15 protein-coding genes and 1 tRNA gene are annotated in these 16,901 nt (G+C 66.3%); 7 read left to right on the top strand and 9 right to left on the bottom strand.

Annotated elements, in window-relative coordinates:
• Positions 1-13: 13 nt before the first annotated feature.
• Genes H7J93_RS07085 through H7J93_RS07075 form a run of 3 tightly spaced genes read right to left on the bottom strand, consistent with a single transcriptional unit; the run spans position 14 to position 4,726 of the window.
• Positions 14-1,174: an acyl-CoA dehydrogenase family protein gene (locus H7J93_RS07085; RefSeq protein WP_267305575.1), complete on the bottom strand. Its 1,161-nt coding sequence runs from the start codon at positions 1,172-1,174 to the stop codon at positions 14-16.
• On the bottom strand, positions 1,171-3,171 hold the full coding sequence (locus tag H7J93_RS07080; RefSeq protein ID WP_267305574.1) for an acetyl/propionyl/methylcrotonyl-CoA carboxylase subunit alpha: 2,001 nt from the start codon (positions 3,169-3,171) through the stop codon (positions 1,171-1,173). Before H7J93_RS07080 ends, H7J93_RS07085 begins: the two co-directional genes overlap by 4 nt.
• Positions 3,172-3,175: 4 nt before the next feature.
• Entirely contained in the window at positions 3,176-4,726 is a 1,551-nt protein-coding gene (locus tag H7J93_RS07075; protein WP_267305573.1) for a carboxyl transferase domain-containing protein, read from the bottom strand.
• 96 nt (positions 4,727-4,822) lie between these two features.
• Here H7J93_RS07075 and H7J93_RS07070 point away from each other — a divergent pair, with 96 nt between their 5' ends.
• Positions 4,823-5,458, top strand: a complete 636-nt coding sequence (locus H7J93_RS07070) for an SACE_7040 family transcriptional regulator (protein WP_267305572.1) — start codon at positions 4,823-4,825, stop codon at positions 5,456-5,458.
• Here the strand turns inward: H7J93_RS07070 and H7J93_RS07065 are convergent.
• From H7J93_RS07065 to H7J93_RS07055, 3 genes are all read right to left on the bottom strand, one after another.
• The gene (locus H7J93_RS07065) at positions 5,455-5,610 is read right to left on the bottom strand and encodes a DUF6131 family protein (protein ID WP_165761883.1); all 156 of its coding nucleotides are present in this window, start codon (positions 5,608-5,610) and stop codon (positions 5,455-5,457) included. The genes H7J93_RS07070 and H7J93_RS07065 overlap by 4 nt on opposite strands.
• Before the next feature lie 37 nt (positions 5,611-5,647).
• Positions 5,648-5,857, bottom strand: a complete 210-nt coding sequence (locus H7J93_RS07060; protein ID WP_083153336.1) for a hypothetical protein — start codon at positions 5,855-5,857, stop codon at positions 5,648-5,650.
• A 98-nt stretch (positions 5,858-5,955) separates the two neighbouring features.
• A complete protein-coding gene (locus H7J93_RS07055; protein WP_267305571.1) occupies positions 5,956-7,833 on the bottom strand; it encodes an alpha/beta hydrolase family protein in 1,878 nt (625 codons plus the stop codon).
• A gap of 125 nt (positions 7,834-7,958) precedes the next feature.
• Between H7J93_RS07055 and H7J93_RS07050 the strand changes: the two genes are divergently transcribed.
• Positions 7,959-8,753 (top strand): MmpS family transport accessory protein, encoded by a 795-nt coding sequence (locus H7J93_RS07050; protein WP_267305570.1) that lies wholly within the window; start codon positions 7,959-7,961, stop codon positions 8,751-8,753.
• Here H7J93_RS07050 and H7J93_RS07045 read toward each other — a convergent pair.
• Positions 8,750-10,066 carry an MFS transporter gene (locus H7J93_RS07045; RefSeq protein ID WP_267305569.1) on the bottom strand — a complete coding sequence of 439 codons (1,317 nt, stop codon included), beginning with the start codon at positions 10,064-10,066 and terminating at the stop codon, positions 8,750-8,752. The genes H7J93_RS07050 and H7J93_RS07045 overlap by 4 nt on opposite strands.
• 25 nt (positions 10,067-10,091) lie before the next feature.
• On the opposite strand from H7J93_RS07045, the gene cmrA reads away from it, so the two are divergent.
• Positions 10,092-10,898 (top strand): mycolate reductase, encoded by an 807-nt coding sequence (cmrA, locus tag H7J93_RS07040; RefSeq protein WP_267305568.1) that lies wholly within the window; start codon positions 10,092-10,094, stop codon positions 10,896-10,898.
• Between the two features lie 84 nt (positions 10,899-10,982).
• On the opposite strand, the gene H7J93_RS07035 is transcribed toward cmrA, so the two are convergent.
• Positions 10,983-12,575, bottom strand: coding sequence for a helicase HerA-like domain-containing protein (locus tag H7J93_RS07035; protein WP_267305567.1), 1,593 nt, complete (start codon positions 12,573-12,575; stop codon positions 10,983-10,985).
• Between the two features lie 25 nt (positions 12,576-12,600).
• Here H7J93_RS07035 and orn point away from each other — a divergent pair, with 25 nt between their 5' ends.
• The 4 genes from orn (at position 12,601) to H7J93_RS07015 (ending at position 15,504) form a co-directional block, all read left to right on the top strand.
• Complete coding sequence (orn, locus tag H7J93_RS07030; protein ID WP_267305566.1) at positions 12,601-13,248, top strand: oligoribonuclease; 648 nt, start codon at positions 12,601-12,603, stop codon at positions 13,246-13,248.
• Between the two features lie 27 nt (positions 13,249-13,275).
• A tRNA-His gene (locus tag H7J93_RS07025) sits at positions 13,276-13,348 on the top strand.
• Between the two features lie 485 nt (positions 13,349-13,833).
• Entirely contained in the window at positions 13,834-14,682 is an 849-nt protein-coding gene (locus tag H7J93_RS07020) for an SDR family NAD(P)-dependent oxidoreductase (protein WP_267305565.1), read from the top strand.
• A 24-nt stretch (positions 14,683-14,706) separates the two neighbouring features.
• Entirely contained in the window at positions 14,707-15,504 is a 798-nt protein-coding gene (locus H7J93_RS07015; protein ID WP_267305564.1) for an SDR family NAD(P)-dependent oxidoreductase, read from the top strand.
• Here the strand turns inward: H7J93_RS07015 and H7J93_RS07010 are convergent.
• Positions 15,501-16,847: a PucR family transcriptional regulator gene (locus H7J93_RS07010; protein ID WP_267305563.1), complete on the bottom strand. Its 1,347-nt coding sequence runs from the start codon at positions 16,845-16,847 to the stop codon at positions 15,501-15,503. The genes H7J93_RS07015 and H7J93_RS07010 overlap by 4 nt on opposite strands.
• Positions 16,848-16,901: the final 54 nt, after the last annotated feature.

Genomic DNA, 16,901 nt, shown 5'->3' with positions numbered 1-16,901 from the left:
TCGTTCGCTCCGCTCACAGCCCGGCCTCCCTGGCGATCAGCATCAGCTGCACTTCCGTTGTCCCCTCACCGATTTCGAGAATCTTGCTGTCGCGGTAATGACGGGCGACAGAGTACTCGTTCATGAAGCCGTAGCCGCCGAACACCTGCGTCGCATCGCGGGCGTTGTCCATCGCCGCCTCACTGGCCACCAATTTGGCGATGGCCGCGGCCTTCTTGAACGGCTTGCCCGCCAACATCAGCGCGGCCGCGTCGTAGTACGCGGTGCGCGCGGCGTGCGCGCGTGCCTCCATGCGAGCGATCTTGAACGAGACCGCCTGGTAGGCGCCGATCTTCTGGCCGAACGCTTCTCTCTCCTTGGAGTACTTCACGCATTCGTCGACGCAGCCCTGCGCCGCACCGACCGACAACGCGGCGATGGCGATCCGGCCCTCGTCGAGGATGCGCAGGAAGTTGGCGTAGCCGCGACCGCGCTCACCCAGCAGGTTTTCCTGCGGCACGCGAACGTCGTCGAAGCTCAGCGGGTGGGTGTCCGACGCATTCCATCCGACCTTGTTGTAGGCCGGCTCGGCGGTGAATCCCGGTGTGGGAACGGGAACCAGGATCGACGAGATCTCTTTCCTGCCGTCGGTTTCGCCCGTCACCGCGGTGACGGTCACCAGCTTGGTGATGTCGGTACCCGAGTTGGTGATGAACTGCTTTGAGCCGTTGATCACCCAGTGCCCGTCGTCGAGTTTCGCCGTCGTCTTGGTCGCGCCCGCGTCGGTGCCGCCCCCCGCCTCGGTCAGGCCGAACGCCCCGAGCGCCTTACCGCTCGCCAGCAGCGGCAGCCACTCCTGCTTCTGCTCCTCGTTGCCGAAGCGGTAAACGGGCATGGCGCCCAGCGAAACGCCGGCCTCCAGCGTGATCGCCACACTCTGATCGACCTTGCCGAGTTCTTCCAGCGCCAGGCACAGCGCGAAGTAGTCGCCGCCCATGCCGCCGTACTCCTCGGGGAAGGGCAGGCCGAACAACCCCATGTCGGCCATGCCCGCGACGACCTCGTACGGGAAGGAATGCTCCTCATCGTGTTTGGCCGCGACCGGGGCGACCACGGACTGGGCGAAGTCGCGAACAGTCTTGGCAAGCTGCTCATAGTGATCGGGCAACATGCCCGTCGCGAGAAAATCCGTCATGACTCTTCCTCCTGCGTTGGGGTGGCCGCCACGATGACCTTCGCCAACGGCTGACCCACCTTGACCTGGTCGCCCACGGCGACGAGTAGTTCCACCACGCCGTCGACGGGTGCGGTGAGGGCGTGTTCCATCTTCATCGCCTCCACGGTCACCACCACGGTTCCCGCGTCGACCTGCTGTCCATCGGAAACACCGACCGCGACAACCGAACCCGGCATGGGGCTGGTCAGTTCGGCATCGCCGCCCAGTTCGTCGTCGGGCCGCACCGGGGCCTCGCGGACTTCGTCGATCACGGTGGTGAGTCCGGCGCCGGACAACCAGATCTGTCCGTCGGAGGTCGCGACCCGGAACTCTGTCCGCAACCCATCCAGGGTGAGCGCGAGCACGTCACCGTCCAGAGCCGCTGCTACCGAATGGGTTTCGCCATGTTCGACCTCGGCGGTCGCGGCGGTCGGCGTGCCCGTGAGATACACGTGGTCGGTTCGGTCGCCGGAATGCAACCGGAACGTCGCCGGCGCAGGTTGCCCCATCCGCCATCCCGACGGCACCGCCCACAGATCGGTGACGGGGTCCGGCCACTTGCGCAGCCACTTGTACGCCGCCGCAGCGATCAGCTCGCGATCAGCCGGTTCGGCGGACGTGAAGTCGGGCAGGCGACGGTCGAGCAGTCCGGTGTCGAGGTCGCCGGCGATGACGTCGGGATCGGCCAGCAGAAACCGAAGGAACTCGATGTTCGTGGTGACACCCAGGACCGCGGTTTGCGCCAACGCCGTATCGAGGGCGCGGATGGCGCCGGCACGGTCGTCCGCGTGCGCGATGACCTTCGACAGCATCGGGTCGTAGTCGCTTCCGACGACCGTGCCCCGGGCGAGCCCGGAGTCCACGCGGACCTCGGATCCGGCGGGTTCGGAAAGATCGAGCACGGTGCCGCCCGTCGGCAGGAAGCCGCGGCCCGGATCCTCGGCATACACCCGCGCCTCGATCGCGTGCCCGTTCAGGCTGACGTCATCTTGCGTGATCGGCAGCTTGTGACCTGCGGCGATGAGCACCTGCTGCTCGACGAGGTCGATACCGGTGACCATCTCGGTCACCGGATGCTCCACCTGCAGCCGGGTGTTCATCTCCATGAAGAAGAATTCGTCGGGCCGGTCAGCGGACACGATGAATTCGACTGTGCCTGCGCCGGTGTAGTCCACGCTACGGGCCGTGTTGCAGGCCGCGGCACCGATCCGCTCCCTCGTCGCCGCGTCCAGCAGCGGCGAGGGCGCTTCTTCGATCACCTTCTGGTGCCTGCGCTGCAGGCTGCACTCGCGCTCGCCGAGATGTACGACGTTGCCGAAACCGTCGGCCAGCACCTGAACCTCGATGTGTCGCGGGTTCAGCACGAAGCGCTCGAGGAACAAGGTGTCGTCACCGAAAGCCGCACCGGCCTCGCGGCGCGCGCTGGCGAGGGCGGCCGCCAACTCCGAGGGCTCATGGACGACGCGCATCCCTTTGCCGCCGCCTCCGGCAGACGGTTTGACGAGAACCGGATACCCGACCTCTTCCGCGCCGGCGATCAGATCGGCGTCGGTCAGGCCCGGGCGGGACACACCGGGCACCACCGGGACTCCGAAGGCCGACACCGCGGCCTTCGCGGCGATCTTGTCGCCCATGGTCTCGATCGCGGCGGCCGGTGGACCGATGAACACGATGCCCGCCGCATCCAATGCAGCAGCGAATTGGGCGTTCTCCGAGAGGAATCCGTACCCCGGATGAACCGCCTGAGCACCGGTGCGCCGCGCCGCAGCTACGACGGCATCGATGTTGAGATAGCTCTCCCTCGCCGCGGCGGGTCCGATGTTGACGGCGACGTCGGCCTCCGCGACGTGGCGGGCACCGGCATCGGCGTCGCTGAAAACCGCGACCGAGCGGATGCCCATCGCGCGCAATGTGCGGATGACGCGCACCGCGATCTCGCCACGGTTGGCAATGAGGACAGTGTCGAATACGGTCACGTCATCACATCCGGAACACGCCGTAGGAGACCGGCTCGAGCGGAGCCTGGCCGACGACTGAAAGTGCCAGCCCGACAACGGTTCTGGTGTCGGCCGGATCGATGACGCCGTCGTCCCACAATCGTGCGGTCGAGTAGTACGGGTTGCCCTGGTCCTCGTACTGCGCTCGGATGGGCGCCTTGAACGTCTCCTCCTCTTCGGGAGTCATCTCGCCCCGGACCGTCGCGAGCACCGAGGCCGCCTGTTCACCACCCATCACCGAGATCCTGGCATTCGGCCACATCCACAGGAAGCGCGGGGAATACGCGCGCCCACACATCGAGTAGTTACCCGCACCGTACGAACCGCCGATCACCACGGTTAGCTTCGGCACCCTGGCGCACGCGACCGCGGTGACCATCTTCGCTCCGTGCTTGGCGATCCCGCCCGCCTCGTAGTCGCGGCCGACCATGAAACCGGAGATGTTCTGCAGGAACAGCAGCGGTGTATTGCGCTTGTCGCAGAGTTCGATGAAATGTGCACCCTTGACGGCGGACTCGCTGAACAGCACGCCGTTGTTGGCGATGATGCCGACCGGATGACCGTGGATATGCGCGAACCCGGTCACCAGCGTGTTGCCGTATTCGGCCTTGAACTCGGCGAATTCGCCGCCGTCGACGATGCGGGTGATCACCTCGTGGACGTCGTACGGTACGCGGGAATCGATGGGCACCACGTCATAGAGTTCGGTCTGATCGGCGACCGGGTCGACCGTCGCCCTGACATCCCATGGCAGCTTCTCGCGCGGACCCAGTGTGCCGATGATGCGCCGGACGATGCGCAAGGCGTCGCGGTCGTCGTGCGCCAAATGGTCTGTGACACCGCTGGTTCGGGAGTGCAGATCGCCGCCGCCGAGTTCTTCGGCGGTCACGACCTCACCGGTCGCGGCCTTCACCAGGGGTGGTCCGCCAAGGAAGATGGTGCCCTGGTTGCGGACGATCACCGCCTCGTCGCTCATGGCGGGCACATACGCCCCACCGGCGGTACACGAACCCAGCACCGCCGCGATCTGCGGGATACCCGCAGCCGACAGGTTGGCCTGGTTATAGAAGATCCGTCCGAAATGCTCGCGGTCGGGGAACACCTCGTCCTGGCGCGGCAGGAATGCGCCACCCGAATCGACCAGATAGATGCACGGCAGCCGGTTCTGCCCGGCGACCTCCTGGGCGCGGAGGTGCTTCTTGACAGTGATCGGGTAGTAGGTACCGCCCTTGACGGTCGCATCGTTCGCCACGATCACGCACTCGCGTCCCGAGACGCGCCCGATACCGGCGATCATCCCCGCGCCGGGGCATTCGTCGTCGTACATGCCGTTGGCTGCAAGCGGGCTCAGCTCGAGAAATGGGCTGCCCGGGTCGAGGAGGCCGTCGACACGATCGCGCGGAAGCAGCTTGCCCCGGCTGACATGACGTTCCCTGGCACGCTCCGGGCCCCCGAGCGCCGCAGCGGCAAGCTTGGCGCGCAGTTGAGTCACCAGCTCGAGGTGCTCCTCGCGATACGACGTCCGCGTTGTCATCGCAGAAAACCCGTTCGGTTGAGTTAATGACGACTAACTCGTGGTATGTTAGTCACGATTAACCGAAATGTCCACCAGTCCGTTTGGAGTGTGCATATGTCCTCCACTTCGGAGCCTGTCATCGCCGCAACGCGCCGCAGCCGGGCCAAATCCGACCGGCGGTCGCAACTGATCGCTGCGGCCGAACGCCTGGTCGCCGAACGCGGCTACCTGGCGGTACGACTGGAGGACATCGGGGCCGCGGCAGGCGTCAGCGGACCGGCGATCTACCGCCATTTCCCCAACAAGGAGGCGATGCTGGTCGAGCTGCTGGTCGGAATCAGCACTCGACTGTTGGCCGGCGCCACGGACGTCGTCGCACATGCAGACGATCCCCGTTCGGCCTTGGACGGACTGATCGACTTCCATCTGGACTTCGCACTCGGCGAATCGGATCTGATCCGTATCCAGGATCGCGACCTTCCCCATCTGCCTCCGACGGCCAAACGTCAGGTCCGCAAGGCGCAACGACAATACGTCGAGATCTGGGTCGATGTGTTGCGTCAGTTGCACCCGTCGCTAGCCGAAGACGATGCCCGCATGATGGCGCACGCGACGTTCGGACTACTGAATTCGACTCCACACTCGGTGAAGCCCAATGCCACCAAGAAGGCCGAGGTCAACGAGCGTGCCATCCTTCGCGCGATGACGGTTGCTGCGTTGACCTCGGCCACTGGGACCGTGAGCGGCTAGTACCAGGCTCGGCGGCCACCGACGGGACGTCCGACGGATCCGAGGATCCAGAAGACGGCACCGATGACGACCAGGATGACACCGATCGTCGTGAGAACGCTGATACCGAGGATCCAGCCGAGCACGGCGAGGATGACTCCAAGGATGATCATCGTGACTCCATTCTGTGAAATGCCAACTGCCAGTGGGCTATTGACTGGGTTGCGGAATGTTGCAGTCCGTTACCTTCGGATTGACGCCCGCATAGTTGAGCGGGCCGACGACCACGGTGAGAGCAATACTTCCCGTTGTCGCGCAGTTGGTTGCGCCAGTTTCAAAGTAACCGCGCTGATACGCCGCAAACGCGCCGATCAGCAACCAGATGAGCACTAAAACGCCGAGTAGCCCACCGCCTCGCATGCTGCGCCTCCATCTTCAATTGCGCCCCAAATCGGTGCGCACGCAGCGTGTTTACCCGGCAGACAATTCTTCAAACCTGACTTTGGGCAACGATCGGGCTACGACGGCTGACGTGCCGCGAAAGCCGTGAGTAGCCATTCGAGCATCGCCTTGACCAGCACGGCGCGGTTTTCCCGCTTGTCGATTTCGTGACCGTCGTCCTCAAAGACCAGGTGTTCGACGGTGCGCCCGAGTTCTCGCAGGGCGGTGAACATCTGCAATGACTCGTCCGGCGGGACGTTGGTGTCGTTGGCGCCGTGCACCAGAAGCAGCGGAGCCGTCAACGCCTCCACCCGTTGCAGCGGCGACAACTGCTCGAGCAGGTCGCGATCACTGACGGGATGGCCGTACTTCGGGTACGCGGCAGCGGCGATCCATGGTTCGGTGGTGCGATACCAGGTATTCAGGTCGCTCATGCCGCAGATGCTGATGCCTGCCGCGAACAGATCCGGATGGAAGGTGAGTGCCGCCTGGGTCAGGTAGCCGCCGTAGGACCAGCCACAGCACGCGATGCGCTCACGGTGCGCATGACCGTTGTCGGCGAGGAAGTTCACGGCATCGGCGACGTCGTCGATGGCGGCGAATCGTTTCTCCCGGTCGTCGGCGTGCATGAACGAGCGGCCGAACCCCCCGGAACCGCGCACGTTGGGTAGGAATACCGCGATGCCCGCTTCCAGCAGTGGCGGGAAGAACTCGTTGTACCCGGGCCTGCCCTGCCCTTCGGGCCCGCCGTGCAGAAACAGCATCGCGCCGATCTGCTCGACACCCTCGGGAGGCCGGAACAGCCACCCGGTGAACGTCAGTCCGTCACGTGCCGTGATGGTCTCCAGCGTCGGGTCGGCCGATACCGGACCCAGGCTCGGTTCGCGGTCGACGTGTTCCCATTCGCCCGTACGGGGATCGACGAGTTCGACCGTCGGCGGCATCGACGGGCTCTCCACCGTCAGCGCCAACATCGAACCGCCGGCGCTGATACTCAGCTGACTTGCCACCATTCCGGGCAGCGGGATCGGCGGATAGGCCGTGTAGTCGGCAAGCTCGATGATCTGTAATTCACTGGCGCCGTGGAGATTCCACAGGATCGCCACCGTCGAGAGGTCATCGCTTACGGTGAACTCGTCGAGTTCGTAGCCCGGCCGTTCGGCGATCACCTGGTAGGCCACCCCATCCGGGGTGGTGGTGACCTCGAGCAGCCGAGCATGCTCGGCACCGTTCTCACTGCGGATCAGTGCACGCACATATCCTTCGGTGCTGTTGACGCCATACTCGCTCGCGGGCTGATACAGCTCGTAGGACTCCCCCTCCAGACCGGCGCGCAGACGGCGGGGACTGTGGTCGTCGAGGATGATCCCGTTGTCCGTGGTCGAGCCGGGATCGTAGGGCAGCAAGGCGATTTCGGTCTGCCCGCGCAGCATGATGAGGTCTCGGTAGCCGCGTGGCCCCACCCGCACGAGGGCCACTCCCGCCCACGCGTCGACCAGCCTGCCGCCGGAACGCCGGTCGAGCACCACGGTTGTGCCGTCGGCGGGATCGATCAGGCACGAGCTTCCGACGCCGTCGTCACCCGTGAGGATCGCCGCGACCCGGGTACCGTCCCAACTGATCAATTCCGCTGTGCCCTCGGGTGTTCCGGGCGGCCACGTGTCGATACGGCGCGCGTCGCGGTCGTCGGGATCGGTTGTCACCACCCAGATCTGGCTTCGGCTGCCGCCTTCAGGCGCCACTTCACACGCGAGCCAATGACCGTCCGCGGAGTGGATGACGCGGTTGACCGGTCCCTCGATGGGCAGTTCGACGTCCCGGGAGCTACTGGCTCGCCACCCGCGCAGGAACCGCTGCACCGCGCGGGGGTATCCGCCGTCGTCGACGAGATGCGCGAACGCGGTGGCGTCCGGCGACATCGATGCGCCGTAGACGCGGCGAACCTGCTCAGCCATCGGACCAAGGGTAAACCGAGGTCGTAGGCGGTAAACGTGGCGACGGTGACACGTGACCGGCGCAATACCGGTCGCCGGGGTCGGCTGAGCGCCTGCACAGGTACCCTCGCAGCCATGAGGTGGGCATGACCGATTCACCGCACCGCGGGCGTGACGACCAATCGGGCTACCGCGACGGGCCGGCTCCGTCGCAACCGCCGGGTAATGCCTACCCGGGCTACAACGACCCGGCCTACGCCAGCCAGGCCCCCTACGGCACCACCTACCAGGCCCCCGCCGCGCCGCCGCCGACCGAGCAGCTGCCTGCCTATTCGCCGTACGGTTATGACCCGTACGCGACCGGCGAGTACGGCCGCGGACAGTACCCGCCCGAGGGCCAGGGCGAGCCGCCGCCCGACGAGTCGAAGCCGCCCCGCTGGTTGTGGATACTGGCGACGGCCGCGGTGCTTGCTGTCATCGGCCTGGTGATCGCATTGGTCATCGTCTACGACAACAGCGCCCGTCAGGAGACCGTCGTCGCGCCGCCACCGTCGCTACCCGAGGCCTCCCCCACCCGGCCGCCCACGACGACGTCGCGCACCCCCTCGACCCCGGTGCTTCCGATTCCGACACGGCCGACGACGCCGCCGACCACCAGCCCGACCGAGCCCCGCGCGACGGAGACGGTGGTCTATACCGTCGACGGGTCGGGGCGGGCCATCAACATCACCTATGTCGACAACGGCGGACTGCTACAGACGGAGTTCAACGTCCTGCTTCCGTGGAGCAAGGAAGTCGAATTGCCCGAGCCTGCAAACGCTTCCGCGAGCATCAGCATCATCAACGTGGGCCGCGAGGTGAACTGTTCGATCTCCGTCAACGGTGTCACGGTGGAGCAGCGCACCGGCGCAGGGCTGACGATCTGCACCGCGGTGGGTTAGGCGGCGGCCACCCGGCCCGGCGTCTTCACCGCCAGCATGCCCAGTAGTCCGGCCAGCAGTACGACGATGATCCCGCCGATGCCGGCGCGATCGGTGCCGAAGATCGCGATGAACGTCGAGAACATGACGGGAGCGAGATACGACACCGCCCGTCCGGTGGTGGTGTAGAGCCCGAAGGCGACACCCTCCTTTCCATCTGCCGACATTCGCAGCATGAGAGTGCGCGCGGCGGACAGCGTGGGGCCGAGGAACAGGCAGAGCAGGAGCCCGCAGATCCAGAACGCCAGAACGCCGGACAAGGCCATGAGAACCAGGCCGACCACGATCATCAACGTCAGCGCGCCGACGATCACCGGCTTGGCGCCGAACCGATCGTCCAGCAGACCCCCCATGATCGCCCCGATGGCGGCGACGACGCTGGCGCTCACCCCGAACAGCAGAACATCCCCCGACGAGACGCCGTAGACCTTGACCCCAAGCACCGCGCCGAAGGCGAACACACCCGTGAGCCCGTCGCGGAAAACCGCACTTGCGATCAGGTAGTAGACGACGTTGTGATCGCGGCGCCATTCGCTGCGGATCTCGTGCCACAACTTGCGATATCCGCCGAAGAACCCGACCGCCGCAGGCGCCGCGGATTCCGGCTTCGCGACGGGCACGGCGAAGAGCAGCGGGCATGCGAACAGTGCGAACCAGACCGCCGTGAAGACCATGGCGGTACGGACGTTCTGACCGTCGGCAGCAGGAAGATTCAACAGACCGGTGTGGTCGCCATCGCCGGACACGAATCCGAAATAGACGACGAGCAACAAGACGACGCTGCCGAAATAGCCTGCCCCGAAGCCGATTCCAGAGATCTGGCCCGACGTCTGCGGCGTGGACAGCTGGCGCAGCATCGCGTTGTACGGCACAGCGGCCAGGTCGTTGCATGCCGAGACGGCAGCCACCAGCAGCAGACCGAGCGCCAGGTAGCGGTAGTCCTCGCGGACCACGCTCATCGCCACCGTCAAGGCGACCGACGTCGCGCTCAGCGCGGCAAGCGTGTTGCGGCGCCGCCACGGGGCGTCGACCCACACCCCCGTCGCCGGCGCCAGCAGGGCGACCACCAGGCCGGCGGCGCCCAGCGCCCACCCGAGCCAGCTCGTCGGAGTGGTCTCACCGGGCAGCCCGTCGCCCACGGCGTTGGTCAGATAGATCGAGAAAACGAAGGTCACCACGACCGCGTTCAGCCCCGTCGAGCCGAAGTCCCACAGCGCCCACGACACGATCTGCGACCGCCTCGCGGCTGGTGCGGACGACCGCAGTTCGCTCATGCTGGCCCACGATATAGTCCGGCCCATGCCAGTACCCGCTCCCAGCGCGGATGCCCGTGCGGTCGTCACCGGCGCGTCGCAGAACATCGGCGAGGCGCTCGCCCTCGAGCTCGCTGCCCGCGGGCACCACCTGATCATCACCGCACGTCGCGAAGAGGTGTTGCGGTCGCTGGCGGACCGGATCACCGGGCAGTACGGCGTGACCGTCGAGGTGCGTCCGGTCGACCTCGCCGACCCGGCCGAACGCGGGAAACTGTGTGAGGAGCTGGCGGACCGCAACATCTCGATCCTGTGCGCGAATGCGGGCACCGCGACGTTCGGTCCGGTGGCGTCGCTCGATCCCGCCGGGGAGCAGGCTCAGGTACAGCTCAATGTGCTCGGCGTGCACGACCTCGTACTCGCCGTGCTTCCTGGCATGGTGTCGCGCAAGGCCGGCGGCATTCTGATTTCGGGTTCCGCCGCGGGCAATTCGCCGATCCCGAACAACGCCACCTATGCGGCCAGCAAGGCGTTCGTCAACACATTCAGCGAGTCGCTGCGCAGTGAGCTCAAACGGGTCGGGGTGCACGTGACGCTGCTCGCGCCGGGGCCGGTGCGCGAGACGCTGCCCGCCGAGCACGAACAGTCGCTGGTCGAGAAGCTGATTCCCGACTTCTTGTGGATCTCCACCGAGTACACCGCCAAGCTGTCGCTGGACGGGCTCGAGCGCAACAAGATGCGGATCGTCCCCGGCGTCACCAGCAAGGCGATGTCGGTGGCCGCCGGCTACACCCCGCGGGCGGTCGTGACGCCGATCGTCGGCGCCGTCTACAAGAAGCTCGGCGGCGGCTAGCGCCTTCTGCTGCGCCGAAATAGCATTCCGGGTCGTGATCCACGAGAAATCACGACCCGGAATGCTATTTCGCAGCGGGTGGGTTTAGCGCCTGCGGCGACGGCGGCCCGTGCCGAAGATGCTGCGGGTGATCTCGCGGCCGATGACGGTGCCCGCCGAGCGCATCGCACTCTTGAACGCCGGACTGTCCATCACCTTCTCGAGCATCCCGGGCTCGGCGGCGCCGCGGCTCTTCACCCCACCCGCGGCTGTGGCTCCCCCGACATCGACCGGCACCGGTGGCGGCAGCTGCGGGTCCGCGGCGGGCGGCGGTGCGGGCGGCGGCGGCTCCAGCCGTGCGGACAGCCGCTCGTAGGCGGACTCGCGGTCGACGGTCTGGCCGTACTCGGCCTGCAGTGGGCTGGCCTTCGCAGCCGCGCCGATCGCCTCGGGCCCGATGGTGTCCATCAGCGACCGTGGCGCCCGCATCCGCGTCCACGCCACGGGTGTGGGCGCGCCCTTTTCCGAAAGCACGGTGACGATCGCCTCGCCGATGCCCAGCGACGTCAACGCCTCCTCCAGGTCGTAGACGTCGGTCTTCGGGTAGGTGCGCACCGTCTTCGAGAGCGCCTTCTGGTCGTCGGGCGTGAAGGCGCGCAGTGCGTGCTGAATGCGCGCGCCCAGCTGGGACAGCACGGCGTTGGGCACGTCGGTGGGCAACTGGGTGCAGAAGAACACCCCGACGCCCTTGGACCGGATCAGTTTGACGGTCTGCTCGACCTGCTCCAGGAACGCCTTCGACGCGTCGGAGAACAGCAGGTGGGCCTCGTCGAAGAAGAAGACCAGCTTGGGCTTGTCGAGATCGCCCACCTCCGGCAGCGACGTGAAGAGATCCGCGAGCACCCACATCAGGAACGTCGAGAACATCACCGGCCGCGCGGCCTGCTCACCGACCTCGAGCAGGGTGATGATGCCGCGGCCCTGCGCATCGACACGCATCAGATCCTCGGGCTCCAGCTCGGGCTCACCGAAGAACGTGTCGCCGCCGTCGGCCTCGAGATTGACCAGCGCCCGCAGGATGACGCCGGCGGTGGTCTTGGACACCGCGCCGAGCGCCTTCAGCTCCGGCTTGCCCTCGTCGCTGGTCAGGTACTGGATCACCGCCCGCAGATCCTTGAGATCCAGCAGCGGCAGGCCCTTCTGATCCGCCCAGTGGAAGATCAGTCCCAGCGTGGACTCCTGAGTCTGATTGAGCCCCAATACCTTTGACAGCAGGATCGGGCCGAAGCTGGAGACGGTGGCCCGCACGGGAACGCCGATGCCGTCGGTGCCGAGCGACAGGAACTCCACCGGGTAGGCCGTCGGTGCCCAGTCGTCACCGGTGTCGACGGCCCGCTGCTGGGTCTTGTCGCCGGGCTCGCCCGGCCGCGACAGCCCGGACAGGTCCCCCTTTACGTCGGCCATCAGACACGGCACCCCGGCGGCGGAGAGCTGCTCGGCGATCACCTGCAGCGATTTCGTCTTACCGGTACCGGTGGCGCCCGCCACCAGGCCGTGCCGGTTGACGGTGGCCAGGGGAATGCGGACCTGCGCGGCCGGATCGCAGACGCCATCGACGACAACGGACCCCAGGTCCAGTGCCTGACCCTCGACGGCATAACCGGCGGCGATCTGCTGGGCGCTCGAGTCGGTGGTCATGGTCGAAAACAGTACTGTGAGCGCTGTGCGTGACGAACTCGTGTGGATCGACTGTGAGATGACCGGCCTCGACCTGTCGAAAGACCGGTTGATCGAGATCGCGGTGCTCGTCACCGACGCCGACCTCAACATCCTGGGTGACGGCATCGACGTGGTGATCCACGCCGACGACGAGGCGTTGTCGTCGATGATCGACGTGGTCAAGGACATGCACAATCGGTCGGGCCTGACCGAGGAGGTGCGCGCGTCGACGGTCGACCTGGCGGCCGCCGAGGAACTCGTCCTCGATTACATCCGCACGCACGTGAAGCAGGCCAAGACCGCTCCCCTGGCCGGCAACTCGATCGCCACGGACCGGGGGTTCATCGCGCGGGACATGCCCAAGCTCGACGAGTTCCTGCACTACCGGATGATCGACGTCAGCTCCATCAAGGAACTGTGCCGCCGCTGGTATCCGCGGATCTACTTCGGCCAACCCGAGAAGGGGTTGGCGCACCGTGCGCTGGCCGACATCCACGAGTCGATCCGCGAGCTGAAGTACTACCGCCAGACCGCCTTCGTCCCGCCGCCTGGGCCGTCGACCAGTGATATCGCCGCGGTCGCCGAGCAATTGGGGGCGGCCAACGGCGAGTCTGCGGGTATCGATTCGGCCGCAGAGCGTCCGAGCGGCTAATATCGACAGGCCGCGCGAGCGGCGATGGTGGCTGTAGTTCAGTTGGTAGAGCACCAGGTTGTGATCCTGGCTGTCGCGGGTTCGAGTCCCGTCAGCCACCCCGACTGAAACCATCGCCCCACCTGCGAATTCGCAGGTGGGGCGGTGTTCGTTTCCGGGTCGATGCGACGGACCGTGCAATAGCGAATGCCGATCCCGTCGTTTCACCACCTCAGCTCCTCGAACGCCGGCACACACGCGGCGTCGGACAGCTCAACGCCGGCCACTCCTTGTGCGTCCACCACAACGGGGCCTCATCGTCTCGTCTACACGAGACAAGCCAACACCGACCCACGCACCCGCATACGACCTGGCCGGCCGGGGGGTTGCGGTGACCCACCACCGTCTGCCCTCGATCGACCATGGGTTCACCCGATCTCAGGCCGCCTCGGCGCACGCGGCAATGCGCATGATCGGCGCTCACCTCTTTCAGTTCCTGAAATGAGCGGCGCACCATGCGCTTCTGTCGCGAATGCACAACAGGCGTGGACGGTGTTGGCGCTTTCACACGAGCGGCACCACATCGTCCAGCCGTACGTTTTCCGCATGCCCAAAAATTCACCTCGGTTACGAACCGCGAATCTCACCGACCGAGTCGCGGTGATCACCGGCGCAGGCAGCGGCATCGGCCGCGAGCTGGCGCTTCTATGTGCAAGACGCGGCGCCGACCTGGCCCTATGCGATATCAACGACAACGGTCTGGCCGACACCGCCGCGACGGTGCGAAGCTTCGGTGGCCGGGTGTTGACCGGGCGCGTCGATGTCTCTGACTCCGAGGCGATGTCGAGCTTCGCGCAGGACACGCTCGACCATTACGGTGCGGTGGACCTGTTAATCAACAACGCCGGTGTAGGTCTGGTCGGTGAATTCCTTGATACCAGCGTCAAGGATTGGGACTGGTTGGTTGGCATCAACCTGATGGGCGTGGTGCACGGCTGCAACGCCTTCTTGCCGACGATGATCGACGCCGGCCGCGGAGGTCACGTCGTCAATCTGTCGTCGGCAGCGGGTCTGCTGGCCAATCCGCAGTTGACTGCTTACAGCGCAACGAAATTCGCAGTGCTGGGGTTGTCTGAGGCGTTGCGCATGGAGTTGGCACCGCACCGCATCGGTGTCACTGCCGTATGCCCCGGCGTCATCAACACCGCTATCACACAGAACAGTCCTATCCGCGGCGACGGCGACGCTGAGCAACGGCGCAACCGTCTGACGTCGACATATCAGAAGCGCGGCTACTCGCCAGAGCGTGTCGCACGCAACATTCTTCGTGCGGTTGACAGGGACCGGTCAGTCGCGCCCATCGCGGCCGAGGCCCATCTGATGTATCTGCTCTCGCGCGCCGCCCCGCCGGTGGCCCGCTGGGCGGCCACCCGGCTCGCGGAACTTTCGAAGTGACTTCCAAGTGATGAGGTATCAACAATGAAGCTCTACGGACGTAGTGTCTTGGTCACAGGCGCGACCGGCGGCATCGGCCACGCCATTGCCCACGAATTGGCTTCGCGGGGTTGCCGTCTCACGGTCACGGGTAGGCGGGAACCGGAATTGCGCCTGCTGGCCGAATCGCTCGGTCCGTCCGTACGTGCGCTGACCGCCGATCTCACCGACCTCGGCGAAGTACGTGATCTGGTAAGCCGAGCTGGTCCGGTGGACGTGCTCGTGGCCAACGCCGGCGTGGGCATTCCGGAGGATCTTGGCATGTTGAGTGACGCACAGATAGAACACGCGGTCCGCGTCAATCTGTTGGCCCCCGCCGCCCTCGCTCGCGCGGCGATGGAGCCGATGCGCGAGCGCGGCCGCGGCCACATCGTGTTCATCTCCTCGGGCGCCGGACTCATTGCGACACCGGGGAACGGCACTATGTACACGGCCACCAAGTGGGGCCTGCGTGGACTCGGGCTGGCTCTCAGGCACGAACTTCGTGGCTCGGGTGTCGGTGTCTCGACAGTCTTCCCCGGACCGGTGCGCGACGCGGGCATGCTGGCCGACACTGGAGTATCCCTTCCGCGATATTTCGGCACCAGCTCACCGGAGGATGTCGCCCGCGCGGTAGCCGATGCGGTCGAGCGCGGCAAGACGGAGACGACCGTCGCATCGGCCGGCCTGCGGATGCTGGTGGGCATCGGCGCGGTGGCACCCCTGTTCATCGGCGACCTCGCGCGGTGGGCCGGGGCGGGCCGGGTCCGCGATGCGATGCTGAATCGGGAGTCGGTTGACTAGGACGTCGGCATAGCCGAACCGAGTCGGGTTGCGCGCGAGCCGTTTTCGGCTACCGATAATCGCTTGGCCGTCGTCTGGTCCTGGATCAGGTCGGCGAGCGCCAGCGCGACGCGGAGTTCGAGCGTGCGCTTGTCGACGGACCGGCCCAGCAGCTCCTCTGCCTGTCGGATCCGGTAGGCGACGGTGTTCTCGTGGACGTGCAGCCGTTTTGCGGTCCGGCCCCGGCTGCAGTTCTCGTCGAGAAACGCGCGCACGGTGGCGGCCAGCCGGCGGGTGGTTTCGTCCGCCTCGCCGAGCCGACCGAGTTCGCGTCTCACGAACGTTCGCGACTGCTCGATGTCGACCGTGGCGATAGCGCGCAATGCGACGGCCTGATACCGCGTCACCGTACCCACCGGCCGCCGCGCGAGCCGGGCGATCCGTTGCGCTTCGAGCGCTTCGACGTGACTGGACCGCAGACCCGCCACCCCGCTGCCGGGCTCCCCTATCGCAACTCGGACGCCCGGCGCGGCAGTGGTGCGAATGCGCAACTCGTCCAACACCTTTGACGGAATCTCGCTGTGCGAGCTGACCCACGCCGCGACCGACAGGATGCCCAGGGGATACAGCAACGGGTTCTGGTTGCCGACCGCGGAGGCGATGTCGCGAATGGCCGCTTCGAGCATCGCCTGCGTATTGCTTCCCTCCTCGTGGGTATCGAGCCAGGCGATAGCGGCGACGTGCCAGCGGCGGACTTCGTGGCGCAGCCGGCGCGTAGCCACGTCGGTGTCGATGGGTTGGCCGGCGAGGATCGTGGTGATCGTATCGACTTGGCTGGCCGCCGCGCTGCGTACCCAACGGTCCCGTTCGGCGGTGTAGACCTGCTCGGCCTGGCATAAGGCGGCGTCGACGTAGGCGAACATCCACGCCGAGCCCAACTCCGCGGCCAGTCTTCGATCGTCGGCGTTGTCCGCGTGCGCATCGAGGATCTCATTGAAGCAGCGCGCGGTGACGGCGTGGGCGAGCCGATAGCTGCGCATCAAGGTGGTCAGTTCGACGCCATGTTGTGCGCCGTCGCGGGCGTAGGCGAGAGTCGGCGCGGGCAGGTCGGCGGCATTGGCCGGATCGGCTCCGTCGATGAGCACCGCGGCGAAGTCGCGGATGCTGGCCTCGGTGCTCGCGCGGTTGACTTCGAGCGCCTCTGGACTCGCGAGCAGCTCGGGCAGCCGTGCACTGGTGTGCTCGTTCGCCACGGCGGCGATCTCCCCGGCGCGCTCAGCGAGTTCGGCGGCCGCCGGCCGCAGCACCGTCACCCACAAGCGACGCTCGTCTTCACCTCGGACACCGTCCCAGCTCGGCTCCATGATCTGCACGGTAGCGCCGCGGCTTCGGAAGCAGTGCGGATATTCGACAACAGC

The organism is Mycobacterium barrassiae, assembly GCF_025822765.1.
In the GTDB taxonomy this organism is placed as follows: Bacteria; Actinomycetota; Actinomycetes; order Mycobacteriales; family Mycobacteriaceae; genus Mycobacterium; species Mycobacterium barrassiae.
The sequence above is the reverse complement of the archived record's forward strand: the minus strand, read 5'-3'. Positions and strand labels throughout refer to the sequence as shown.